The organism is Novosphingobium sp. AAP83 (assembly GCF_001295795.1).
GTDB lineage: Bacteria > Pseudomonadota > Alphaproteobacteria > Sphingomonadales > Sphingomonadaceae > Novosphingobium.
The window spans coordinates 100,945-124,451 of the sequence record NZ_LJHY01000020.1 but is presented as its reverse complement, the minus strand read 5'-3'; the positions used below and the strand labels follow the sequence as shown (position 1 = coordinate 124,451).

At 60.1% G+C, this 23,507-nt stretch carries 22 protein-coding genes; 5 read left to right on the top strand and 17 right to left on the bottom strand.

Features of this window, described 5'->3' with window-relative positions; genetic code table 11:
- Positions 1–3: 3 nt before the first annotated feature.
- The 12 genes from IP81_RS11140 to rpsM form a co-directional block, all read right to left on the bottom strand.
- On the bottom strand, positions 4–789 hold the full coding sequence (locus IP81_RS11140) for an NUDIX domain-containing protein (protein ID WP_054108068.1): 786 nt from the start codon (positions 787–789) through the stop codon (positions 4–6).
- Positions 790–1,099: 310 nt separating this feature from the next.
- Positions 1,100–1,429 (bottom strand): Grx4 family monothiol glutaredoxin, encoded by a 330-nt coding sequence (gene grxD / locus IP81_RS11135; protein WP_054108067.1) that lies wholly within the window; start codon positions 1,427–1,429, stop codon positions 1,100–1,102.
- A 28-nt stretch (positions 1,430–1,457) separates the two neighbouring features.
- Complete coding sequence (locus IP81_RS11130; protein ID WP_054108066.1) at positions 1,458–1,691, bottom strand: BolA family protein; 234 nt, start codon at positions 1,689–1,691, stop codon at positions 1,458–1,460.
- Positions 1,691–2,014, bottom strand: a complete 324-nt coding sequence (locus IP81_RS11125; RefSeq protein ID WP_054108065.1) for a DUF1476 domain-containing protein — start codon at positions 2,012–2,014, stop codon at positions 1,691–1,693. Before IP81_RS11125 ends, IP81_RS11130 begins: the two co-directional genes overlap by 1 nt.
- 107 nt (positions 2,015–2,121) lie before the next feature.
- A complete protein-coding gene (locus IP81_RS11120) occupies positions 2,122–2,679 on the bottom strand; it encodes a hypothetical protein (protein WP_054108064.1) in 558 nt (185 codons plus the stop codon).
- Positions 2,680–2,770: 91 nt separating this feature from the next.
- Complete coding sequence (locus IP81_RS11115; RefSeq protein WP_054108063.1) at positions 2,771–3,340, bottom strand: hypothetical protein; 570 nt, start codon at positions 3,338–3,340, stop codon at positions 2,771–2,773.
- 129 nt (positions 3,341–3,469) lie between these two features.
- Positions 3,470–5,683 (bottom strand): prolyl oligopeptidase family protein, encoded by a 2,214-nt coding sequence (locus IP81_RS11110; protein WP_197274600.1) that lies wholly within the window; start codon positions 5,681–5,683, stop codon positions 3,470–3,472.
- Between the two features lie 88 nt (positions 5,684–5,771).
- The gene (locus tag IP81_RS11105; protein ID WP_054108127.1) at positions 5,772–7,910 is read right to left on the bottom strand and encodes a prolyl oligopeptidase family protein; all 2,139 of its coding nucleotides are present in this window, start codon (positions 7,908–7,910) and stop codon (positions 5,772–5,774) included.
- A gap of 469 nt (positions 7,911–8,379) precedes the next feature.
- Positions 8,380–8,805 (bottom strand): 50S ribosomal protein L17, encoded by a 426-nt coding sequence (rplQ, locus tag IP81_RS11100; RefSeq protein ID WP_054108062.1) that lies wholly within the window; start codon positions 8,803–8,805, stop codon positions 8,380–8,382.
- Positions 8,806–8,923: 118 nt separating this feature from the next.
- Positions 8,924–9,988: a DNA-directed RNA polymerase subunit alpha gene (locus IP81_RS11095; RefSeq protein WP_054108061.1), complete on the bottom strand. Its 1,065-nt coding sequence runs from the start codon at positions 9,986–9,988 to the stop codon at positions 8,924–8,926.
- 118 nt (positions 9,989–10,106) lie between these two features.
- Positions 10,107–10,496, bottom strand: a complete 390-nt coding sequence (rpsK, locus tag IP81_RS11090; RefSeq protein WP_054108060.1) for a 30S ribosomal protein S11 — start codon at positions 10,494–10,496, stop codon at positions 10,107–10,109.
- A 48-nt stretch (positions 10,497–10,544) separates the two neighbouring features.
- Complete coding sequence (gene rpsM, locus IP81_RS11085) at positions 10,545–10,913, bottom strand: 30S ribosomal protein S13 (protein WP_054108059.1); 369 nt, start codon at positions 10,911–10,913, stop codon at positions 10,545–10,547.
- 474 nt (positions 10,914–11,387) lie between these two features.
- Here rpsM and IP81_RS11080 point away from each other — a divergent pair, with 474 nt between their 5' ends.
- A complete protein-coding gene (locus IP81_RS11080; protein WP_231626459.1) occupies positions 11,388–12,173 on the top strand; it encodes a transglutaminase family protein in 786 nt (261 codons plus the stop codon).
- Here IP81_RS11080 and IP81_RS11075 read toward each other — a convergent pair.
- The gene (locus IP81_RS11075; protein WP_054108057.1) at positions 12,170–14,260 is read right to left on the bottom strand and encodes a bifunctional (p)ppGpp synthetase/guanosine-3',5'-bis(diphosphate) 3'-pyrophosphohydrolase; all 2,091 of its coding nucleotides are present in this window, start codon (positions 14,258–14,260) and stop codon (positions 12,170–12,172) included. The two genes, IP81_RS11080 and IP81_RS11075, sit on opposite strands and share 4 nt — an antisense overlap.
- A 159-nt stretch (positions 14,261–14,419) precedes the next feature.
- Here IP81_RS11075 and IP81_RS11070 point away from each other — a divergent pair, with 159 nt between their 5' ends.
- Positions 14,420–15,628, top strand: coding sequence for a glycosyltransferase family 87 protein (locus IP81_RS11070; RefSeq protein WP_054108056.1), 1,209 nt, complete (start codon positions 14,420–14,422; stop codon positions 15,626–15,628).
- Here IP81_RS11070 and IP81_RS11065 read toward each other — a convergent pair.
- Both IP81_RS11065 and hemF read right to left on the bottom strand, forming a co-directional pair.
- The gene (locus tag IP81_RS11065) at positions 15,618–16,259 is read right to left on the bottom strand and encodes a GNAT family N-acetyltransferase (protein ID WP_054108055.1); all 642 of its coding nucleotides are present in this window, start codon (positions 16,257–16,259) and stop codon (positions 15,618–15,620) included. The genes IP81_RS11070 and IP81_RS11065 overlap by 11 nt on opposite strands.
- A gap of 4 nt (positions 16,260–16,263) precedes the next feature.
- Complete coding sequence (gene hemF, locus IP81_RS11060; RefSeq protein WP_054108054.1) at positions 16,264–17,127, bottom strand: oxygen-dependent coproporphyrinogen oxidase; 864 nt, start codon at positions 17,125–17,127, stop codon at positions 16,264–16,266.
- A 46-nt stretch (positions 17,128–17,173) separates the two neighbouring features.
- Between hemF and pdeM the strand changes: the two genes are divergently transcribed.
- The 3 genes from pdeM (at position 17,174) to IP81_RS11045 (ending at position 20,016) form a co-directional block, all read left to right on the top strand.
- The gene (gene pdeM / locus IP81_RS11055) at positions 17,174–17,848 is read left to right on the top strand and encodes a ligase-associated DNA damage response endonuclease PdeM (protein WP_054108126.1); all 675 of its coding nucleotides are present in this window, start codon (positions 17,174–17,176) and stop codon (positions 17,846–17,848) included.
- Between the two features lie 128 nt (positions 17,849–17,976).
- Positions 17,977–18,495: a translation initiation factor IF-3 gene (infC, locus tag IP81_RS11050; RefSeq protein WP_082356108.1), complete on the top strand. Its 519-nt coding sequence runs from the start codon at positions 17,977–17,979 to the stop codon at positions 18,493–18,495.
- Between the two features lie 117 nt (positions 18,496–18,612).
- Complete coding sequence (locus IP81_RS11045; protein WP_231626487.1) at positions 18,613–20,016, top strand: DASS family sodium-coupled anion symporter; 1,404 nt, start codon at positions 18,613–18,615, stop codon at positions 20,014–20,016.
- A 54-nt stretch (positions 20,017–20,070) separates the two neighbouring features.
- On the opposite strand, the gene IP81_RS11040 is transcribed toward IP81_RS11045, so the two are convergent.
- Together IP81_RS11040 and eda are read right to left on the bottom strand one after the other, a co-directional pair.
- The gene (locus IP81_RS11040; protein WP_197274599.1) at positions 20,071–22,854 is read right to left on the bottom strand and encodes a phosphoenolpyruvate carboxylase; all 2,784 of its coding nucleotides are present in this window, start codon (positions 22,852–22,854) and stop codon (positions 20,071–20,073) included.
- A gap of 24 nt (positions 22,855–22,878) precedes the next feature.
- The gene (gene eda, locus IP81_RS11035; protein ID WP_054108125.1) at positions 22,879–23,493 is read right to left on the bottom strand and encodes a bifunctional 4-hydroxy-2-oxoglutarate aldolase/2-dehydro-3-deoxy-phosphogluconate aldolase; all 615 of its coding nucleotides are present in this window, start codon (positions 23,491–23,493) and stop codon (positions 22,879–22,881) included.
- Positions 23,494–23,507: the final 14 nt, after the last annotated feature.

Sequence of the window (23,507 nt, the reverse complement as noted above, 5' to 3'; positions counted from 1 at the left end):
CTCCTAGCCGCGGCGCGCAGTCGCAATCGGTTCGCCCAAAACGGGATAGCCGAGCCCGTCCGGGATCATCAACCAACGCTCTCCATTACGTATTTCAACGTAAGGGCTAATCACGTCAATCGGAAATACTTCCGCATTGGCACAAGCTGCCTCATACGTATCGAACAAGGCCAGACGTTCAAGATTGCGACGGGTGGGAAAGATCACTCTGATCTTGCCGTGTTCTGCAAGTTCGAGCGCTTCGGCAGCACTGGCCCAGAACAGATGCCGGTTTTCAGTCGCGTCCACTTCAATATCAACAGCGCCTGTCCCCAGATCGGCCAGGAAAAAGTGCGTGTCAAAAATCCGTTCTGTGCGGTGCCGTGGCCACCAGCGCGCAAACGGCACCAACCGGTCCGGCGCCAATGTCCAGCCAAAAGCGTCAAGGACCGGAGCAAGATCGCCTGTTTCCAGCAACATTTGGCGGGCCTGCGCGGCGATCATGCCGTCAACTGTGCCTTCGATACCCACAACAAGCCCGGTTTCCTCAAGCGTCTCACGCACAGCCGCGACACGCGCCGCGCCTAGATCAAGGTCACCACCCAACTTCGCTGCCAGTTCGCAGTCGGCAGGATCGATTTTTCCTCCGGGAAAAACTGTCGCCCCGCCAGCAAATGCCAAACTGGCGTTGCGCTCAACCATCAACAGTTGGGCTGGCCCGCCGGCAGCATTTCGCCGGTAAATGACAACTGTTGCCGCAGGCACTGTATTGGCCAGCACGTATTCCTGTTCAGGATCATAAGTTTCCATAGCGGCTACCATGTCCCCAAGAACGGCGCTTGCCAAGCCCGCATGGGATGTCGGATTGTTTTACAATCAGTGTTAAACCTCGTGTTACAACATTTAAGCCTGGCCCGATTTCAAAGGCTTTTGCAGGTTTGGCACGCATCGTGCTTATTGTTGCTTGTCCCGAAGAGTTTAATCTTCTCGAGGCGGAGCCAGTCCCCCCGGTCTTTCTGGCTCCGCCTCTCCCGGGCCTCCCGACAAAACGGCAGCAACGAAAAACGCGACCGACACAAAGTCGATCGCGTTTATGCAATTCAAGTCATCGTGGTTCAGATCAGGCCGACTTTACGTCGGACTCTTCCATCAAGGTCTGGAGTTCGCCCGCTTGGAACATCTCCATCATGATATCGGACCCGCCGACAAATTCACCCTTTACATAAAGCTGGGGGATCGTTGGCCAATCCGAAAAAGCCTTGATGCCACCACGGATTTCCATGTCCTGCAACACATCGACGCTGGCATATTCAACGCCCAGATGCTCGAGGATGGCGATCGCCTTGCTGGAAAAACCGCACTGCGGAAACAGCGGTGAGCCCTTCATGAACAGGACGACGTCGTTGCCGTTGACGATTTCGGCGATACGTTCTTCGGTGGTGCTAGACATTGGGGATCTTGTTCCTTTCGCGCCGCTCTCAATTGGGAACGGCGGTGGTCAGTTGCAAGGCATGAAGCACGCCGCCCATGCGGCCACCCAGCGCTTCGTAAACCAGTTTGTGCTGCTTTACACGGGAAAGGCCTGCAAAGCTTGGTGAGACGACACGCGCCGCGTAATGGTCACCATCTCCGGCAAGATCGGTAATCTCTACTTCTGCGTCGGGCAAGGCCGCGCGGATCATGGCTGAGATTTCGTCAGCGGCCATCGCCATCAGGATTCACCCATCAATTGCCGACGCGCTTCGACCGATTTGGCATCCAACGCCAAACGGATTTCCGCTTCGTCAATTTCAACACCGGCGGAAGTCAGATCGCCAAGCAGCTTGCGAACCACGTCTTCGTCACCAGCCTCTTCGAAATCGGCCTGAACAACGGATTTGGCGTATCCCTCGGTCTCGGCTCCATCAAGACCCATACGTTCAGCTGCCCAAACACCCAAAAGGCGATTGCGGCGGGCATGGACGCGGAACATCATTTCTTCGTCACGGGCGAACTTGGCTTCAAAAGCCTTCTCGCGGTCGTCGAAAGTGGTCATGGGCCAGTGAATCCTTCAAATGAGGCTTTCCATAGGCGATAGTCAGCCCGCGCCCGCGCTGCAAGGGACCTGCGAAAGAATTGCAGGTCCTGCAACACAAATTCATATCATGGCTGGCCGCGCCGGATATCAAGCAGGACCCCGCCCTGCCCCGAAATGTCACAAGAAAAGCGGTCCCCACTGCGAAATGCACCAGCGATTCGATAGCCATCGCCATTGCGGGCGGCATCGAAAACTTCATCGACTTCGCCACTGCGTGATGCTTCATCGACACAGCGCTCTACGGCGTCATTCATGTTGCGCGTCACTTGCGGTGCAAAACCACCTGGCCCGCCATTGGGGCGCCAATCATTTCGCGCATCGGGACCACTTTGAACCGCATCATCGCGATACGGGGCGTTCGGTTCGCGGCTGTCCGGATCACGGTAATCCTGATCACGATTGGCGTTGCGGTTCTGCGATTTGCTGGCCGCGCTGGCAATCGCTGCGATCCCGCCGAGGATGAGTAGCCCGGCCAGTACATCACCGCCATCAATCCCGCGATCTCCGCGCCAATGCCGCCCGCCGCCCCAACCGGGCCGTGCCTGGGCCTCTGTTGCAAGCGGCAACATTGCCGTTGCCATTCCCGCCAACGCAATGGCCACTTTTGCAAATTTGCCGATCATATCTGTCACCCCAGCCCAAGATGGTTATAGGACTAGGCGGTTCAGGCTTTCAAACACCTGAACTGCCTTGCCCGCCTCGCGTCCAACGCCATTACAGGCCGCGAATGCCGCTATAGTCGATGTCGACAACCCGACCGCGCTCCACCCGGCAGCGGAATGAACCCGCGTCATAACCGCGCAAGGAATTGTTCCAACCGCGATAGTCGCCATTCCAACCGCGCCCGTAATCACGATCACCACGGCGCCAATCGCGTCCGTTGGCGTTGACCGCAATGCGGCCCCGCACTTCATAGCCCCAGCGCGTTTCGCGGATATTGCGAATGTCGGTCACATCGGCGCGGCCATAGCTATAGCGCGATGCCGTCCGCTCGGCGGTCCGCACACAGCGTTCGATTGCGCCGCGTACGTTGTCCCGCCCGTAAAAGCCGTTGCGGCCACGACCATCGTTCCAGCCATTGCCAAAGCGATCATCATCCCAACGGTTGTTGTTACCCGCCGCCGCTGCGATTGCGGCAATGCCGCCAATCACCAGCGCGCCTGCGATAATGTCGCCTCCGTCAATGCCACCGCGATGATCGCGCGCCATGGCAGGGGTTACCGAAGACACCGCAACCGCAGCGGCGGCGACTGTTCCGACGAGGGCTTTGGTAAACGTCTTCATGAGTTTCGTCCTTCCCATCTGGCAGGGCTATTCCCGCCACAAGTGAAGGTTTGCCTGATTCGCCTTGATAGAACGCTGAACCGGCACGACAGCTATCATTCATAAAAATGGCTGATTACATGAACAGCGCTAGAGAGCGTCCGCTTCGGTGTGAAGCCCGGTCCAATAGGCGAGGAACGAGAGCACATCAGCGCCCGAACTGATCACTTTGTCGACCGGCTTGCCAGCGCCATGCCCTGCCCGCGTCTCCACACGCAGCAGATGGGGCCGGTCACCGATCTGGGCCGCTTGCAGCGCCGCGACATATTTGAAGCTGTGCGCGGGAACGACACGGTCATCATTGTCAGCGGTCGTCACCAGAATGGCGGGGTAGGATTTGCCACCGACGATATTGTGATAAGGCGAATAGGCGCGCAACGTGCGCCAATCCGCCTCGCGGTCGGGCCGTCCATAATCGTCGACCCAGAACCTGCCCGAGGTGAACCGGTCAAACCGCAGCATGTCCATCACGCCCACATCAGGATTGGCCGCCGCGAACAGATCGGGCCGCTGGTTGACCACCGCGCCGACCAGCAAGCCACCGTTAGAAGCGCCCTGAATGGCCAGTGCCCCCTGCGCGGCAATGCCTTCGCGGATCAGGTATTCGCCCGCCGCGATAAAATCATCAAAGCTGTTCTGTTTGTTCTCGCCGCTGCCAGCCTTATGCCAATTGCGCCCGAATTCTCCCCCGCCGCGGATATTGGCCAGCGCGAACGCGCCGCCTGCCTCCAGCCACGCCATGCGCACCGGCGAATAGCCCGGCGTTAGCGAGATATCGAATCCACCATAGCCGTAAAGCAGCGTCGGCAGCGCGGTTCCGGCCTTGGCGGCAGAGCGTTTGCGCACCACGTACATTGGAACTTGCGTACCATCTTTCGATGTAAAGCGGCGCTGCTCCACCTCGAAATCTGCCGGATCGAAGGTCATCTTCGGTTCAGCAAACGGCGTCACCGCGCCTGTGCGCAAATCCATGCGATAAATCGCGGGCGGCGTGGCAAAGCTGCTGAACTGGTAGAATGTCTCAGGATCGCCGGGGCGCCCGCCAAAACCACTGGCGGTGCCGATACCGTTCAACGTGATTGCCTTGCCCGGACGCCCGCGACTATCGGTCATCACCGCCACGCTTTGCCCGTCCTGCAAATAGGATAGCAAGAAGCGGTCGCCGATCATCCGCGCGCCTTCAAGCTTGTTGCCCCGTTGCGGCACCACCACTTTCCAGCCAGCCTTGGGCCGAGCCAGATCGATGCTGACAAGATGGAATTCAGGAGCGCCAAGGTCAGTCAAGAACCACAGCTTGTTGCCGATCCCGGCCACCATGCGCCAATGATCGGTGATTTCGGGCACCAATGGCATCGCCTTCCAGACACCGCCCCGCCGCCCCTCCAACTGGATCAGATGGACCGCGTTGCGCTTGTCCGTGCTGACTTCGCTGACGATCACCGCCCAGCGTCCATCGCTGGAGACTTGCGCCTTGTGGCTCCATTCGGGGTGATCGGGCGTTGCGAAGACCTGCTGATCTTCGCTCTGCCCAGTGCCGACGCGGTGATACCACACCGCCTTGTTGAAACGGGGAGCGCGCGGATCTTCACCCGCCTTGGGTTCCGGAAAGCGCGAATAGAGGAAGCCCTCATCGCCAATCCACGCGATTTCGGTGTCGTTGGCCCATGACAGCCGCTCGTCCAGCATTTTGCCTGAAGCAACCTCAACCACGCGCAAGGTGCGCCAATCGCTCCCGGCTTCCTGTTCGGCCAAGGCTAGGAAGCGGCCCGATGGTGATGGCTCCCACTGCGCCAATGCCAGCGATCCGTCTGCGCTCCAGGTGTTGGGGTCAACCAGCATGCGCTGTTCGCCGTTCACGCCCTTGCGCACCCACAATGCCGATTGGTTTTGCAGGCCAGCATTGCGCAAATAGAAGTAGCGGCTCCCGGCTTTGCGCGGCAGGCCATAGCGTTCATAATCGAACAAGCTGCGGATGCGCGCAGCAAAGTGATCGCGGCCCGGCAGGTTGCCGAGGTAATCGGCGGACAGCGCGTTCTGACGGGTGATCCATTTGGCCACATCGGCATCTTTTCCCGGATCAGCTTCGAGCCAACGGAAAGGATCGGCTACGCGTTCACCGAAAGGTTGCTCTACCAAACCTTCGCTGCGGGTTATGGGATAAGCGCTGCGCGGCAAAATCATGCGCGTTGATGGCGCTGGCGATGCACTGCCGCTCGACACCGATGCCGCCCTGATTTCCGCATCGTTTTCAGCACGCAGTGGCGTGGCTGCCAGCAGTAGCGACAGCACCGCAATCGCGCCCATGGCGCGTCGCCTTATCAGAACCTGCTCCCACATCATTATTGCCGTTCTCATAGCACCTTAAAACGGGTGCTGCGAGATGAATTGAAGGTCAGTCTTCGGGTTTCAAACCCGTCCAGTGCGCCAGGAAAGCGTAAACGTCTGCGGATTCCTCAATCATCTTGGAAACCGGCGTTCCCGCGCCGTGCCCTGCGCGCGTTTCGATGCGGATCAGGTGCGGTTTTGGCCCGATGTCCGCCGCTTGCAAGGCAGCGGCATATTTGAAGCTGTGGCCGGGCACCACGCGGTCATCAGTGTCTGCCGTCGTCGTCAGGATCGCGGGATAGGCCTTGCCTGCTTGCACGTTGTGATAGGGCGAATAGGAGCGCAGCCGCCGCCAATCGGCTTCCTTTTCGGGGAAGCCATAATCGAACACCCATTCGCGGCCCGCGGTGAACTTGTCAAAGCGCAGCATGTCCATCACGCCGACGGCGGGGTGTGCGGCGGAAAACAGATCAGGCCGCTGGTTGACCACCGCGCCCACCAGCAGGCCGCCGTTGGAGCCACCCTCGACCGCCAGCCCGTCCTTGGCCGTCACGCCATTGGCCTTGAGCCATTCACCGCCTGCGATGAAATCGTCAAACACGTTCTGCTTGGTCGCGCCCTTGCCGCCAAGGTGCCACGCCTCGCCATATTCGCCGCCGCCGCGAATGTTGGCCACGGCATAGGCCCCACCCGCCTCCAGCCACGCCATGCGCGCCGCCGAGAAAGCCGGAAGGATCGAGATGTTGAAGCCGCCATAGCCATAGAGGATCGTCGGCAGTGGACCGCTCAAATCCTTGCGGCGGACGACGAACATCGGAATTCTGGTGCCGTCCTTCGAAGGATAGAACACCTGCCGCGTTTCGAAGCGCGCGGGATCGAACGTCAGCCTGGGCGCTTCCCACACACTGGTCGAGGCAGGGTTGGCCGCATCGAAGCTGTAGACCGTGGCAGGCTGGGTGAAGCCGCTGAACACGAAGTGGCCTTGTGCGTCCCCCGGTTCACCCTGCACCCCGCCCACGCTGCCAATGCCGGGCAGCGCCAGCGTTCCGGCGGGTTTGCCGTCAAGGCTGGCAAGGCGCAGTTCGGCCTTCACATCGCGCAGATAATTGAGCACCAGCTTATCACCGACGATGCTGGCGCCATCAAGCACGGCTTCGTCTTCCGGTACAACGATCATGATCGCGGGTTCCGCGCCGGACAGGTCAACCCTAACCACCTGTTTGCGCGGTGCATCCTTGCTGGTCATGAACCAAAGGGTATCGCCGATGCCGTCAATCAGGCTCCATTCGTCCTTGAGCAGCGTGACGAGCGGGCGCACGGTCCAACCGCCCTTGCCGAGCGCCACGACGCCCACCGCATTGCCCTTTTCGCTGCCGGTGCTGGTCGAGATGACCATCCAGCGCTGATCATGGGTGACGGCGGCGGCGTGATAGAGGCGCGGGTTATCGGGCGTGGCATAGACCAGCTTGTCCGCCGACTGGTCCGTGCCGATCTGGTGATACCACACCGACTGGTTGGAACTGACCGCCTGAAACGCCTCACCCGCCTTGGGCGCGGGGAAGCGCGAATAGACCACGCCGCCGCTTCCCGCCCATGCCAGCGCCGAAAACTTCACGTGCTCCAGCGTTTCGGGCAGGACGGTGCCAGTGGCGACATCGAGGAATTTGACGGTACGCCAATCTGATCCGCCATCCTGCACGGTATAGGCAAGCCGCGTGCCGTCCTTCGAAGGCTGCCAATCGTCAAGCGCGGTCGCGCCATCCTTGGCCCATGTGTTCGGATCGATCAGCACACGCCGTTCACCGCTGCCATCGGCATTGCGGACATAAAGCACCGACTGGTTTTGCAGGCCCGAATTGTGGCGGAAGAACAGGAGGTTGCCTGCCTTGACGGGGATGCCGAAGCGTTCGAAATCGAACAGCGTTTTCAGCCGCGCTTCAAAAGCCGGACGCTCTGGCAACTTGGCAAGGTAACCGGCGGTAAAGCGGCTTTGCGCCTCGACCCACGCGGCTACCTTCTTGTCCTCGCGCACATCAGCCTCAAGCCAGCGATAGGGATCGGCCACTTTCTGCCCGAACGCCGTTTCAACCACGCTGCCACGTTCTGTAGCGGGATAGTCCATCACAGCGTCCCCGCTCTGCGCAAAGGCTGGCGCGACAAGAAGCGTGGCAGCCGACGCTGCAAGCAAGGTGCGGATCGATGGCATGGGCGCGCTTTCGGACGAGTCATTCTGGTTGCGGCAGAAACTAGCAACCATTCATATTCGCACAAGCGAACCTGAACAGGTTTACACAGTTTACACTGTTCAGAGAAAGTTTGTGAGGCCCCGGCGATAGCGGGAAAAGCGGCTATGCGGGAGAGGTTTGGCGGGGCGTTGTGTGGCTGCATGGCAGGGAGTGTAGGGTTTCACACCGGTGTAGGACAGGGTCATTTTGGTCCTGTCAGGTGGTGCTATTGCGATAGCGCATAGGCGCCGGCCTTCGCCGGAATGGCATGTGATTGGGGTGAGCTCTGACGTGGTTGGGGTGGTTTCTGGCGTCTTCCCAGCGAAGGCCGGGATCTATTTGGTTTGCGCTTGCGGTCAACGCCACAGCACAACACCCCCCCATATGAAAAACGGGCGGTGGCATTGCTGCCCCGCCCGTTGTTCTTATTCGGTATGAACCGAAGCGCTGTTATGCGGCTTCGTATTCGTCTTCGTCAGCGGTCAATACCGGACCTGAGTCCTGACCCTTGGCCGAAGTGTCGCGGTCAACCAGTTCGATCACGGCAATCGGAGCGGCGTCCGAAGCTCGGTAGCCGGCCTTGATGATGCGGGTGTAGCCGCCGTTACGGTCAGCATAGCGTTCAGCCAGAACGGTGAACAGCTTGGTGAGCTGGGTATCGTCCCCCAAGCGGGTGTGGGCGAGACGGCGGTTTGAAAGGCCGCCCTTCTTGCCCAGCGTGATCAGCTTTTCGAGGTAAGGACGCAGTTCGCGTGCCTTTGGCGTGGTCGTGGTGATCTGCTCATGCTTGATCAAAGCTGCCGCCATGTTGCGGAGCATCGCCATACGGTGAGACGTGGTACGACCCAGCTTACGCTGGCCAATTTTATGACGCATCGGTATTTCCTTCAGTTCGTAGGGGGGCCGTGCGAGGTACCCCGATCCAGGCGGCTGTTAAGGGTTGCCGCCAAATCACCCGAAAATCGGGGCGTCCCGAAGAACGCCCCGTTTGTAATTAACCCAGCAGCTCTTGTTCGAGCTTCTTGGCCATTTCTTCGATGTTTTCTGGCGGCCAGCCAGGGATGTCCATGCCGAGGCGCAGACCCATCGAGGAGAGAACTTCCTTGATCTCGTTGAGCGACTTGCGGCCGAAGTTCGGCGTGCGCAGCATCTCGGCTTCGGTCTTTTGGACCAGATCGCCAATATAGATGATGTTATCGTTCTTGAGGCAGTTGGCCGAGCGGACTGACAGCTCCAATTCGTCAACCTTCTTGAGAAGGTAACGGTTGAGCTGGTTGGCATCGCTTTCTTCAGGCGCATGGGTGGCAATGCCGCCCGAGACCGAAGGAACGTGGCCAACAGGAACCTGATCATCGAAGTGGACGAACAGCGACAACTGGTCCTGAAGGATGCGCGCGGCATAAGCCACAGCGTCTTCAGGAGTTACCGTGCCATCGGTTTCGACGGTGAGGTTGAGCTTGTCGTAGTCAAGCTCTTGTCCGATGCGGGCGTTATCGACCTTGTAGGACACCTGACGGACCGGCGAATAGAGCGAGTCAACCGGGATAAGACCGATTGGTGCATCGACCGGCCGGTTAGCAACAGCAGGGACATAGCCCTTGCCGGTATCCACCGTCAGTTCCATGTTGAAGGTTGCGCCTTCATCAAGGTTGCAGATAACGAGATCCTTGTTGAGGACTTCGATATCGCCGGTAACTGCAATGTCGCCAGCCTTGACTTCGCCCGGGCCGGTTGCCGAAAGCTGGAGACGCTTGGGGCCTTCGCCCTGCATCTTCAATGCGATCTGCTTCACGTTCAGAACGATGTCAGTCACATCTTCACGCACGCCGGCAAGCGACGAGAATTCGTGAAGGACGTTCTCGATCTTGATCGAGGTAACGGCTGCGCCCTGCAGCGATGACAGCAACACGCGGCGAAGTGCGTTGCCGAGGGTGAGACCAAAGCCACGCTCAAGCGGTTCGGCGACAAATGTCACGCGGCGCTTGGGATCGTTGCCCGGTTTGATCTCGAGATTGTTGGGCTTCTTCAGTTCCTGCCAGTTCTTGATGTTGACAGTCATGGAATTCCCCTGGGGTTTGTGCGGGCTGTGCCGGACATCGGACGAATTATCCGTATCCGGTCGAGGTTTTGGGTGGATGACAGCGCCGGTACCAGCGCTGTCATCCACCAAAGGCAAATTAGACGCGACGACGCTTCGAAGGACGAACGCCGTTGTGCGGGATCGAGGTCACGTCACGGATGGCCGTGATGGTGAAACCGACCGCTTGCAGTGCACGAAGCGCGCTTTCACGACCCGAACCGGGGCCTTTGACCTCGACTTCGAGCGTGCGGACGCCGTGTTCGGCAGCCTTCTTGCCAGCGTCGTCAGCAGCAACCTGTGCAGCGTACGGCGTTGACTTACGGCTACCCTTGAAGCCCATCATGCCAGCCGAGGACCACGAAATCGCGTTGCCCTGTGCGTCGGTGATGGTCACCATGGTGTTGTTGAAGCTGGCGTTTACGTGCGCAACGCCGCTTGTGATGTTTTTACGCTCGCGGCGCTTAATGCGCTGTGGTTCGCGTGCCATTGATCTCTATCCTCGATAATCTGGGTCGGAAGAAAGCCTTTGCAGGTCTTACTTCTTCTTGCCGGCGATCGGCTTGGCCTTACCCTTGCGGGTGCGGGCGTTGGTGTGCGTGCGCTGACCGCGGACCGGGAGGCCCTTACGGTGACGCAGACCACGATAGCAGGCGAGGTCCATCAGGCGCTTGATGTTCATCGCAACTTCGCGACGAAGATCACCTTCCACGTTATGATCGGCATCGATCGTTTCGCGGATTTGCAGGACTTCGGCATCCGACAGGTCTTGCACACGACGGCTGTGGTCAATGCCCAGCTTGTCAGCGATCAACTTGGCCTTGTGAGGTCCGATACCATGGATGTAGGTGAGCGCGATAATCACGCGCTTATTTGTGGGGATGTTTACCCCGGCAATACGAGCCACTTGCTTCTCCGTTTTGCTCCACAGGGTGAAAACGACTCGCGTCGCTGACCCTATCTCATCGCGAAAAACACTCTGCCAATCGAGAAAATCCCCGCAATCACAAGGCTTTCACCTTGATTGCAATGAACCTTCGCGGTTTAGAGTGAAAGGCGCGCTTAGGCGGTTTGAAACCTGGCGTCAACAGCAGCGCAATGACATATGATGGCATAAACGCCCGGATCGGACGTTGCCTTGTGTCAGTGTTGGGCTTGGTTACTCCATTTCCGAAAGAACGTCAAAGGCGGGTCTGCAAAAGCGCCCGAATGTGCAGGAGCACACTTTGGCAGGATAGGCAGAGGCTGGTGCGGCTGTTAAACAGCTTTGCACCCCACGGTGTGCGCTGGTCCTTTTTGACAGCGTTGTTTTCCATTCTCCATTGCAATTTTCCTGACGCTGGGAGCAAATCCGGGCGCAGCCGGTTAAGGGTTGATGCTTGTGACACCCCAGGTTTTGAAGATCGTGGCCGCGCTGGACTATTCGCTGCCAGAGCCTGCGTCTGTACTGATGCAAGTGGCGGTGGCGCGTCTGGATGATCAGCGCGTGATGTCTGAGAGCTACGATCTGGGCGGCTTGCCCGGCGCTTTCCATGTGGCTGCGCACGGCAATCTTGGCGAGCGGTCATGGCTGACACCCAAGGACGCGCTGGTGGTGCGATATGAGGCGCAGGTTGAGATTACGCGCCGGACCGTTCCGCTGGTAAACCTGTTTGCCGATGCCCTGACGGTGCTGCCTGCCGATACCATCGAGTACTTGCTGCCTTCGCGGTACTGCCCGGTGGATACGCTGCACGCGGCATCGACCGAGATGTTTGGCAACCTTGCAGGTGGCGCAGCGGTGGAGGCCGCGTGCCGCTGGATGGGAAGCCATTTATCCTATGTGCCGGGCGCAAGCCACGGCGGGACAACCGCGATTGACACCTTCCACAGCCGCGAGGGCGTGTGCCGCGATTATGCGCATTTGCTGGTGACGCTGGTGCGCGGGATCGGCATTCCGGCGCGCGTCGTCAGCGCTTATGCACCGGGCGTAACTCCGCCGGATTTCCATGCGGTGGTGCAAGTGTGGCTGCAAGGCGGCTGGCATCTGGTTGACCCGACCGGCATGGCCGATCCGGCGCAAATCGCGATAATCGGCGTGGGCCGCGATGCTGCCGACATATCGTTCCTGACGATCTTTGGCAGCGCGCTGCTGAATTCCCAGTCTGTGAGCGTCGAGCTCGTCTAAATCCGCTCAGCCTGTGCGACAGCGTCGCTGGCGCGCAGCGCGCTGACGATGCGGGTGAGGTGTGCAAGATCGCGCACTTCGAGATCGACTTCATAGGTGTGGAACGGTTTTTCGCGCTGGGTCATCTCAAGATTAACGACGTTGGCGTGATTTTGCGCAAAAATCCCGGCCATTTCGGCAAGCGTGCCCGGGCGGTTGTAGAGTTCTGCCCGCAAGCGGCCAATCGCGCCATCGGTTCGCGAGTCCCATGACAGATCGATCCAATCGGCATCAATCCCGTCGGCCAGTTTCAAGCAATCAATCGCGTGGACTTCAACACCTTTTTCCGGGCGGCGCAGGCCGACGATGCGGTCTCCGGGAACCGGGTGGCAGCAATCGGCGAGTTTGAACGCCATGCCCGGCGTCAACCCGCGCACGGCGATAGCCCGCTGCTGGCTGGGCCAGTTTTCTTGCGGCAAGTTGGCTGCACTGCCGGGGACGAGCGCCTCCATTACTTGCCGGTCATCAATCTTGGCGGAGCCGATGGCAAACATGAAGTCCTCTTCAGTGGCCATTTTCAGACGCTTGACCGCATCGGCCAGTGCCTTCTTGCCGATTTTGCTGGGCAGTCGTTCGGCGATTTCATCATAAAGCTTGCGACCAATCGCTGCGACATCGCCGCGCTCCTTCTGGCGGACGAAGCGGCGGATGGCGGCGCGCGCCTTGCCGGTGACGACAAAGCCGAGCCAAGAAAGCTGCGGTTCGGAATTGCGGCTTTTGATGATTTCCACCACATCGCCATTGCCGAGCGTGGTGCGCAAAGGGACGTGACGGCCATTGATTTTCGCCCCGACAGCAGCAGCCCCAAGATTGGTGTGGACAGCAAAAGCAAAGTCAATCGGCGTTGAACCTTTGGGCAACTGGAACAGCGCGCCCTTGGGGGTGAAGGCAAATATGCGATCCTGATAAATCGCCATCTTGGTGTTTTCGAGCAGTTCTTCGGCGTCGTGGCTGGCTTCGAGAATTTCAACCAGATCACGCACCCAGCCGATCTGGGCATCGGGTTGCGTGCCGCCCTGCTTATAGGACCAATGCGCGGCGAGACCATATTCGTTCAGCCGGTGCATTTCGTGCGTTTTGATCTGAACTTCGACGCGCATCGCATTGGAATAGATCAAAGAAGTGTGCAGCGAACGATAGCCGTTCATCTTTGGCGTAGAGATATAATCCTTGAAGCGTCCGGGGATCATTTGCCAGGCGCGGTGCAGCAGCCCCTGCGCGCGATAGCAATCATCCTCGTTCTCGGTAATCACGCGGAAGGCCATGATATCGCTGATCTGTTCGAACGAGACGTGGCGTTCGGCCATTTTGCGCCAGATCGAATAGGGATGCTTTTCGCGACCCGAAATCTCGACCCGCATACCGGCGCCTGCCAGTACTTTCTTGATTTCAAGCGCAATGGCATCAACTTGCGCGCCCTCTTCGCTACGGATCGCGGCCAGACGCCCGGTGATCGTGGAATAAGCTTCGGGTTCGATCTGTTCGAACGCAAGCAACTGCATCTCGCGCATATATTCGTACATGCCCACACGCTCTGCCAGCGGAGCGTAAATCTCCATGGTTTCGCGCGAGATGCGGCGGCGCTTTTCTTCGCTGCGGATGTAGTGCAACGTGCGCATGTTGTGCAGACGATCGGCCAATTTGACGAGCAGAACGCGCAAATCCTCGCTCATCGCCAGCAGGAATTTGCGCAGGTTTTCCGCCGCGCGCTCGTTCTCGCTCATCGTTTCGATTTTCGAGAGCTTGGTCACGCCATCGACCAGCCGCGCCACATCGGGGCCGAACAGGCGTTCGATGTCGGCGACGGTGGTCAACGTATCTTCGACAGTGTCGTGGAGCAGCGCGGTGATGATCGTGTCCTGATCGAGCTTGAGCTCGGTCATCAGGCCCGCCACTTCTACAGGGTGCGAGAAATAGGGATCGCCGCTGGCGCGTTTTTGGGCGCCGTGTTTCTGGACGGTAAACACATAGGCGCGGTTCAGCATCGCCTCATCCGCATCGGGATCATAAGCGAGTACGCGTTCGACAAGTTCGTATTGGCGGAGCATCTCGCTCGCAAGATGGGCGAAACTGCCCGCAGTCCGCAAGGGTAAACACGCCGATTGTGCCAATCTTGACGTTTTACCCCCATCTTCACGCTTTGTTTGCCATGTTCTGCGCATTGTAGCGCACGAGCCGCACGACAGACGACGAAAGTTGCCCCGCCCATGACCCCCGATCAAGCGTTAGGACAAAGCGCAGCGCCGGTCTTTCGTTTGCATGATCTGGTTGCCGCCTTGCGCAGTTTGACAGTTCTGGACCGGCAGCGGGTAGCCGCTTATGCGCTTATCGTTCTGGTGGCCTATGTGCCGATGCTGGCCAAAGTCTATCTGGAAGCCACCGGCAATGTCGGCAGCGATTTTCTGGCGTTCTGGGGCGCGGGCAAGATTTTGGCGGCAGGCACGCCTGCGCTGGTCTATGACCTGCCGACCGAACATGCCGCGCAAATGGCGAGCGGCACCGGACAATTCGCGGTGTTCGTCAATCCGCCGCCCTATCTGTTTCTAGCCGCGCCACTGGGTTTGCTGCCCTATGCCTGGGCGCTGGTGGCATGGGCGGTGATCGGCTGGGCGGTGTGGTTTGCCGTGGCGCGCAAGATCCTGCCCGATGCGTCGCTTGCGATACTGGCATTTCCCGCCGCCTATCTTGCCGGAAGCCATGCGCAGAATGGCTTTGTGACCAGCGCCCTGATGATCGGCGCGGTGCTGGCCATGCGGCGTTCGCAAGCGCTGTCGGGCGTCTTGTTCGGAGCATTGATCATCAAACCGCATTTGGCGCTGCTGGTGCCGTTCTGGCTGGCGGCGGGGCGCAAATGGACGGCGTTTGTCTATGCCGGAGCCTCCGCGCTGGGCCTGTGCGTGCTATCATTGCTGGTGTTCGGGGCGGATACGTGGCGGGCCTATCCCGCAACCGTCCGCGTTTATGAAGTGCTGATAGCGCAAGAGCCGGGCGAGCTGTTCTTGCGCATGTGCACCCTGTTTGCGGCGCTCCGTTATCACTTTGATCCAGCTACCGCACTGGTTGGCCAAAGCATGCTCGCCATGGCCACGCTGTTTGTGGTTTGCCGGTTCTGGAAACGGACGCAGGACGAAATGGCCGCAGGGGCCATGCTGCTGGCCGGGACGGCGCTGGCATCGCCCTACCTGTTTGCCTACGACTTGCCGTTTCTGGCACTGCCGGTGTTCTGGCTGGTCCGAGATGCGCGGGCCACCGGCTGGCGGCCTTGGGAAAAGCTGATGGTGGTGGGGTTGTGGCTGGCCCCCCTCGCCACGCGCGCAGCGGCCCTGCCCCTTGATATCAACCTGATGCCGATTGCCTCCGTCATACTGATGTGGGCGATCTGGCGCAGGGGTGAAGCTGAACCGGTCAGCCGGTAATCAGCGCAATTTTGGGCGCGGCATCTTCGGAATAGAGGCCGCACAGGCGCGGATCGCGATAGACTTCGACAAAGCGGGCGAAGGGCTTGAACCCGCGCGCCATATAGAACGGCACCGCGCGCGGATCATCGGTGGTGCACGAATGCAGCCAGACGCGCTTGACACCTTTGGCCCCGTTCATTTTGCCCCACGCCATCTGCAAGGCTTTGCGCATCAACCACTTGCCAAGGCCTTTGCCGGTGGCACCGGGGATAAGGCCGAAGAACACGATCTCGCATTCGCCTTCGACCCGGAAATCAAGCTCGACAATGCCGACTTCGACGCGGGCGCGATCCACCACGGCAAAAAGATGAACGCGCGAATCCGAAAGAATTTCAGCAAGTTCTGCGTCATTCTTGACAAGCCGTGCCCACCACAACCACGGCCCGCCCACGCGCTTGTAAAGCAGGCGGTACTTTTCGGGTGTGCAGTCTTTCCAGCGGACAAGCTGGATCGGCACGTCATCCTCGGGCGTTAACCGGCGCAAATCAGCAGGCGGTTCCAGCATTTCAAGCGCGGTGACGATGCAGGCAAGATCACCTGCGCGGACATTGAAAAAGCCCTCGCCCAGCGGCTCGCCTGCAACTTTCATCGCATCAGGTCCAGACGGCTTCTGGCGGCAGGCTCATCAGGATGGCATCGATATTGCCGCCGGTTTTCAGGCCGAACAGCGTGCCGCGATCCCATACCAAGTTAAATTCGGCATAGCGCCCGCGATATTCGAGTTGCTGGAGCTTTTCAGCCGCGTTGAATTCCATGCCCATGCGGCGGCGGACCAGCGCGGGGAAGATGTTGAGGAAAGCATCGCCGACATCGCGGGTGAACGCGAAGTTCGCCTCGAACGCAGCCTGATCGGCGCATTCAAGGTGATCGTAGAAAATGCCGCCAACACCGCGATGGACCTTGCGGTGGGGGATGTAGAAATAATCGTCGGCCCACTTTTTGAAGCGCGGATAGTATTCGGGATCATGCGCGTCACACGCCGCCTTGTAGCTGGCGTGGAAATCTGCCGTATCTTCTTCATAGGGGATCGGCGGGTTGAGATCGCCGCCACCGCCGAACCATGCCTTGCTGGTGGTGAGGAAGCGCGTGTTCATGTGGACGGCGGGCACATGCGGGTTCGCCATGTGCGCGACAAGGCTGATGCCGGTGGCGGTAAAGCCCGGCGTTTCAGCGCTGGCACCGTTGATCGTGCCGGCAAATTCCTGCGAAAATTCGCCTTGAACGGTCGAGACGTTGACGCCGACCTTTTCGAAGATCTTGCCCTTCATAAGGCCCTGCACACCGCCGCCGCCATTGGCGACAGCTTCGCCATCGGCTTCACGGTTCCACGGCGTATAGGCAAAGCTGGCGTCAGACCCTGCCTCCCGCTCAATCGTTTCGAATTCGGCACAGATGCGGTCCCGCAGCGATTCAAACCATGTGCGGGCTTGGGCGGTGTTATTGGTCCAGTCGTTCATGGATACGGTACTTGCCAAGGGAAACGCCATCCGGCAAGGGGGCGTAATGGTTCCCTTTTCGTTCGCACAACAGGAATTCCGGCTAGGCGCGTCCAGAGCGTTGTTCTGGGTGGAAGAAAACGCGCTGCTGGTGGCCGATTTGCATTTGGAGAAGGCCAGCTTCTTTGCCCGCCATGGCCAGATGCTGCCTCCTTATGACAGCCGGGCAACTTTGGAACGGCTGGCCGGGGCGGTAAAAGAAACCGGCGCGCGCCGTGTCTTTTGTCTGGGCGATTCGTTTCACGACTCGGCGGGGGTTGAGCGGCTGGAACCCCATGCCGCGGGCATGCTGGATGCCCTCACCCGCGCCACAGACTGGGTCTGGATCACCGGAAATCACGATGAAGACGCCCGCGCGCCCGGCGGAACCGTGGTGGATGAACTTTCTTCGCGCGGCCTTGCCATGCGCCATATCGCCCGTACGGGCACGCAAGGGTGTGAGGTTTCGGGCCACTTTCATCCCAAACTCCGGGTGAAAGTGCGGGGCCGCTCGATTGCCCGCCCCTGCGGCGTGGTAAGCGAAAACCGCCTGATTCTGCCCGCTTTTGGCGCTTTGACCGGCGGAATGGATGCGGGCGACCCGGCCATTCTGGCGGCCTTGCAACCTGCCCGCACGATTGATGCCATCGTTCCGGCGGGCGACCGTCTGGCACGGTTTGCGCTATGGCGGGGCGCGGCATGACGCAATTTGCGTGAACAACGGATGCAATGCGCCCTTTATCTAAGCGTGCTTTGTGATATGAGCGCGCCAACCGACTTTTTGTTTCCACTACAGGAGAAAGCACAATAGCTCCCCCACCCCGGCGCAGTATGGCGCCCCCCGTCAAGAGCGGGCCTCGCTTTAACCAGATGATCAACGTGCCCAAAGTGCGCGTGATTGACGAAAACGGCGAGAACCTGGGTGTCATGTACACCCGCGAAGCAATCGATCAGGCTGCCTCTGTCGGCCTCGACCTTGTCGAAGTATCGCCTACGGCTGATCCGCCGGTCTGTAAGTTCCTTGATGTCGGCAAGTTCCGATATGAGGCGCAGAAAAAGGCGAATCTTGCACGCAAGAGCCAGAAGACGCAGGAGATCAAAGAGATCAAGATGCGTCCGGCAATCGACGACCATGACTACGACACGAAAATGCGTAACGTGGTGCGGTTCATCGAGGATGGCGACAAGGTCAAGATCACGCTGCGGTTCCGTGGGCGTGAGCTTTCGCACCAGCAAATCGGCATGAATCTTCTCCGCAAGGTGCAGGATGATGTCGCTGAAATCGCGAAGATCGAAGCCTTTCCGCGTATGGAAGGCCGCCAGATGCTGATGGTGCTTGCGCCAAAGTAAGCACGCGAGCCTAATCGCTGAAGGATATGGGGCGTACCGCAAGGTGCGCCCTTTTCCTTTGGGCGCAGGCTCTGCTAGGCCATGTTTAGGGACATAAGGGGGAGCCTGATCTTCGTGATCGACGCGCGCATAATCGGATTGATTGCCGGCCCCTTGGGCATGGCGGTGACGCTGTTGATCGCACCGCCTGCGAGCATGCCTGATACGGCGTGGAGCGCGGCCGGGCTGGTGTGGTGGATGGCGGCGTGGTGGATGACCGAGGCGCTGCCGCTATCGGCCACGGCATTTCTGCCCTTCCTCGTCTTGCCGCTGACGGGTGTGGCCGATGCCAACAAGACCGCGTCGGCCTATTATTCACCGATCATGTTCCTGTTTGTCGGCGGTGCGTTTCTGGCGCTGGCGATTGAACGCACGGGGCTGCACAGGCGCCTGGCACTGTTCATCATGGGATTTGCAGGGGCCAAGCCGGGGCAATTGCTGCTGGGCGTGATGGCGGCAACGGCGGTGCTATCAAGCTTCATCTCCAACACATCGACCACGCTGATCATGATGCCGATGGCGCTGGCGATGCTGGGCGCAGGCGGCGTGCGCAAAGGCGAAACCGCAGGCATGGCGGGCGCATTGCCGATGGGCATCGCCTTTTCCGCATCGCTTGGCGGGCTTGCCACGATGATCGGCACGCCCACCAATGCTATTGCCGCAGGGCTGATCGAAAAGACGCTTGGCACGCAGATCACCTTCCTTGGCTGGGCGATGTATGGCGTGCCGATAGCGCTGCTGGCGGTGCCGCTGGCGGCGTGGATCATCGCGCGGGTGCAAGGTCTGGACAAGGACAGCTTCGATCCGGTGGCCGCGCGCGAAGCTATCGAACATTCGGTGCGCTGGACCCTGCCCGAACGGCGATTGCTGCCGGTCGTGGTCTTTGCGTTTATCGCGTGGGTCTTGCAGCCGTGGCTTGAAGGGTTTTTCCCAAAAAACGGGCTGACCGATGGTTCGATTGCCGCGATTGCCGGCCTTGTCCTGTTTATCCTCCCCGATGGCACGGGCCGCGCGATGCTGACATGGCCCGAGGCGAACCGCGCGCCGTGGGACGTTGTGCTGATGTTCGGCGGCGGGCTTGCCATGGCGATGGGCATGACCGAATCCGGGCTGACGCTGTGGATGGGCAAGATGCTGCTGCCGTTGCAACACGTACCGCTGCCTGTGGTGGCGCTGGTGCTGGTGGCCTTCGTTATTCTCGTTACTGAATTTGCCAGCAATATCGCTGCGGCCAGCGGGATCATGCCCGTGGTCGCAGCGTTGGTGGCAGCATTGGGTGCTGACCCGATCCTGCTTGCCCTGCCCGCCGCCTTTGCCGCGACGTGGGGCTTCATGCTGCCCGCCGGAACCGGGCCGAACGCACTAGCGTGGGCGACCGGGCATTGCACGATGCGGTCAATGATCAAGGCCGGACTGGCGCTCGATATCGCGGGCGTATTCCTGTTGACCGGGGTAGTTTGGGCCATCGCTGCAATAACTTAATGTATCTAACACACTTACCCCGGCCCCACCCGTAAACGGGAAGGAGGAATATCCCTACCCGTGCGCGCCGAAGTAGTTCGCAATTGCCACGGCAATGCGGATGTTCAGCGTTTGCGCGCGTTCGATGGGGTCAATGAAGCGGGCGCGGATGGCACCGTAGTCTTCGCCGCGATGGTCAGGGTAATCGGTGGCTTCGTCCACCGCGAAATCGGTGATTTCGGGTTCGATCACCGGATAGGCGCGGCGCAATTGCGCCAGCGCGTCGTCAACGCGGAGCGACAGCACCATTTCGAGCACGTCGTCACGGCTGACATCGTTCGAGCGCGCAAAAGGCGGGACCTGGACGGCGCGGATGAACATGTGCATCAGCAGCGCTAGGCGCACCGATTGCAGCAGGCCGATGCTGCGGCGATCTGCATCCTGCACCGGATCGCGGCCCTGCCGGTGGCCCGGCACCAGCGAGAGCAAGCGGTGCAACTTCATCCAATCGACGCGCAACCGCGAAGTCAGGCGGCGGAACACGCCAGCGCGGTCATCCTTGGTCAGATATTCTGCCAGCGCAAGACAGGCCGTTTCCAACGCGGTTTCGGTGCCACGATAGGGGCGGCTGGCCCAATAGGCCGAATTGAACAGTTCGCCATGCGCCGCCACCGTTTTGATCGAGGCAAGGCCATTGGCCGCGCGCAACAGGCGCACCAACTGGTTGCCACGGTCAGACCGGCCGAGCAGTTCGGCGATGGATTCCATCTCTTCGCCCGCAGCCGTGCCCGCGCCTGCGATGACGTTTACCGGATAGCCGATTTGCTGAAGGATGGCGTTGTGCGGGATGGCGCGGATCTGGCGCAAGCTCATTGTGCGATCAGCCCCCACATCGGACTGGCGGCGCGAAACGCGGCTTCCGGTGGACTTTAACAGCCCCAAGCCGAACGCCGTCAAAGCGCGGGAATAGGTCGCGCTTTCAAGGTGTTCGCGCTGCACCCGGCGGATCGAACGGTAAAAATCAAGGCTGAGGTCGGTGCGGTCATAGAACGGGTCTTTGGCCGTCAGATCGAGGTCTTTGCCCTCTGCTTCGGCGATGCGGGTGAGCGTTGCCAGCGCCAGTTCATCGTTGCGGAAAAACAGGTAACCGTCGCCACCCTGGAAGCTGGCTTCGGGTTCGAGCGTGATGCCGGCACGCGCAAAGCGGCGACGCGCCCAATTCGACAGCGGCCATGTGAGCCGGTCCGCAAAGCCCGAAGGATGCGCACCGCGTCCCATAGATTCACCGTGCGTATCGAAAATCAGCGCGGAAACATCGGTGAGACCGTTGTTTTTCATCGCCTCGGCCAAGCGGCCTTGCAGGCGTTCGATGGCCAGCGCTGCGGGAAGCTGGCCCATGAAGCGTCCGGCATCGGAAAAGCCGGTCTGGATCGATACGCGACCGCGCGCGCGGGCATAGTCGCGATAGGAATCTTCGGCCAGCAAGGCTTCGAGGAAGCGACCACCGTGTTCGAGCGCGGTTTCGGTTTCAAACAGCGGCGAGACGTCAACTTTGCCATCGATGCCGAACAACTTGGCGAAATAAAGTGCGGCCAGAACGGTTTGCGGCTGTTCGCATTCGGCAATCAGCATGCGGATCGGCGCATCGGCATCGATGTGCTGGAGCATCTTGGCCATGACGAGGAACTGGCGCATCGCCGTGCTCGTCTCAATCGCCAGCGCCGCGAAGTTTACGCGCAGCGGCTGCACTTCGGCCAGCAGTTCGCGCAAGCGTGACAGCGCGCTCTTGCTACCGAGATCAAGCGTGCCTTCGGGATCGATCCTGCGGCGCAGCGCGTTGTGAAGCTGCGAGGCGTTGACGCGGAAATGGATCCAGCCAATGCCAAGCCCATCGGCGCGCATCGCAGCGGCGAGCGTGGCCAGCGGGATCGCCTTATCTTCTGCCGCCGTTTTGGCTTCTGCTTCAAGCGCTTCGATCAACGGCGTAAGGCTGAGCAATTTGGCCGGATCATCGGCGCTCAGGCGATTGGCAGCGGCGGCCAGATCTTCTGGCGCTTCCAGATTGGACGAGAACAGGTCGGCCATTTCCGCCGAATAGGCTTGCGCTGTATCGAGCGTGGCAAGCAAACCGTGAGCATCATCTATTGCGCGCAGGGCTGTGGCGTAACTGGCGAGACGCTGCGCCTTTTCGCGCAAGCGGAACGCAATGGAGGTGGTCCAGCCGATATCGGTACGGCCATCCATGTCATAACCGACCCAAGTGGCAAATCGGAACGGCAACGGGCGGAAATCGAGCCACCGGCCCGGCCAGCGCTGGCGCGCGTGGGCCAACAGCGAGGCGTTGATCTTGTCGCGCGCCGCAGCGGCACGTCCAATCGCGGCGCAAACCTCGACGTGTTCAAATTCCAGCGAGATCTTGAGGCCTGCCGAGGGCACGGCGCATACAGTCGAGGCTTGCGGATCGTCATGCAGTGCAGCGGTGGCAACCGCATCGGCTTGCGCAGGGTTCAGCAGAAATGTGGGATGCGCAGTAAACACCGCGTGGAGCAGCGGCTTTTCCCAACGTGTTCGAAATTCTAAAAAGCCAGCCTCTTCGGGGTTTATAGCAGCGATGCGCATCAAGTTCTCGTCCACCGCCGTCGGCGCGATCAACCGGCGCAGGCGCACGGCGCGGCTTTGCAGCGCCTCGCACTCCATTTCGGCCACAAGCGTGTCGAGATCATCAAGGTTCAGCCCGCCGTCTTCGAGCAGCCGCGACAACTCATGGCTCAACTGGAAGACGGGATTGAACAGCGGCGTTTCGGCCGTCCGCTCATGGAGTTTTTGCAACCGTGCCCTGAGCTTTGCGACCGTTTTCATATCCGCTGGATTCCCTGAAATTTGTTATCGTCCCAACGCGAAAGCTTCGCGCGCGGCAGCTTCAATCGCGACCTCATCGGGTGTTCCCTTACCAACCACCCAACTGCCACCAACGCACAAGACCGGATCGAAGCCCAGCCATTCCGGCGCGGTGGCGGCGCTAATGCCGCCGGTGGGGCAGAAGCGGCATTGGTGGAAAGGACCAGCCAAGGCTTTCAACGCGGGAAGCCCGCCTGATGTTGCGGCCGGGAAGAATTTGAAGTGCGTGAGACCCAAGTCCAGCCCGCGCATGATATCTGCGGCAGATGCGGTACCCGGCAGGAACGGGATGCCCGATGCCACGGCGGCCTTGCCGAGATTGTCAGTCAGCCCCGGCGAGACGATGAATTCCGCCCCTGCATCAATCGCGGCCTTGAGCTCGTCGGGATTGGTCACGGTGCCAGCGCCAACAATGGCGCCTTCGACAGCCTTCATCGCGTGGATCACATCAAGCGCAGCGGCGGTGCGCAAGGTGACTTCGAGGACGCGCAAACCGCCCTTCACCAAAGCGCGCGCGATGGGGAGCGCGTGAGCCACATCCTCGACCACCAGAACCGGAATGACCGGCGCTGTGCGCATGATGGTTTCAATCGGCTTCATGGCGTCTCCCTCGC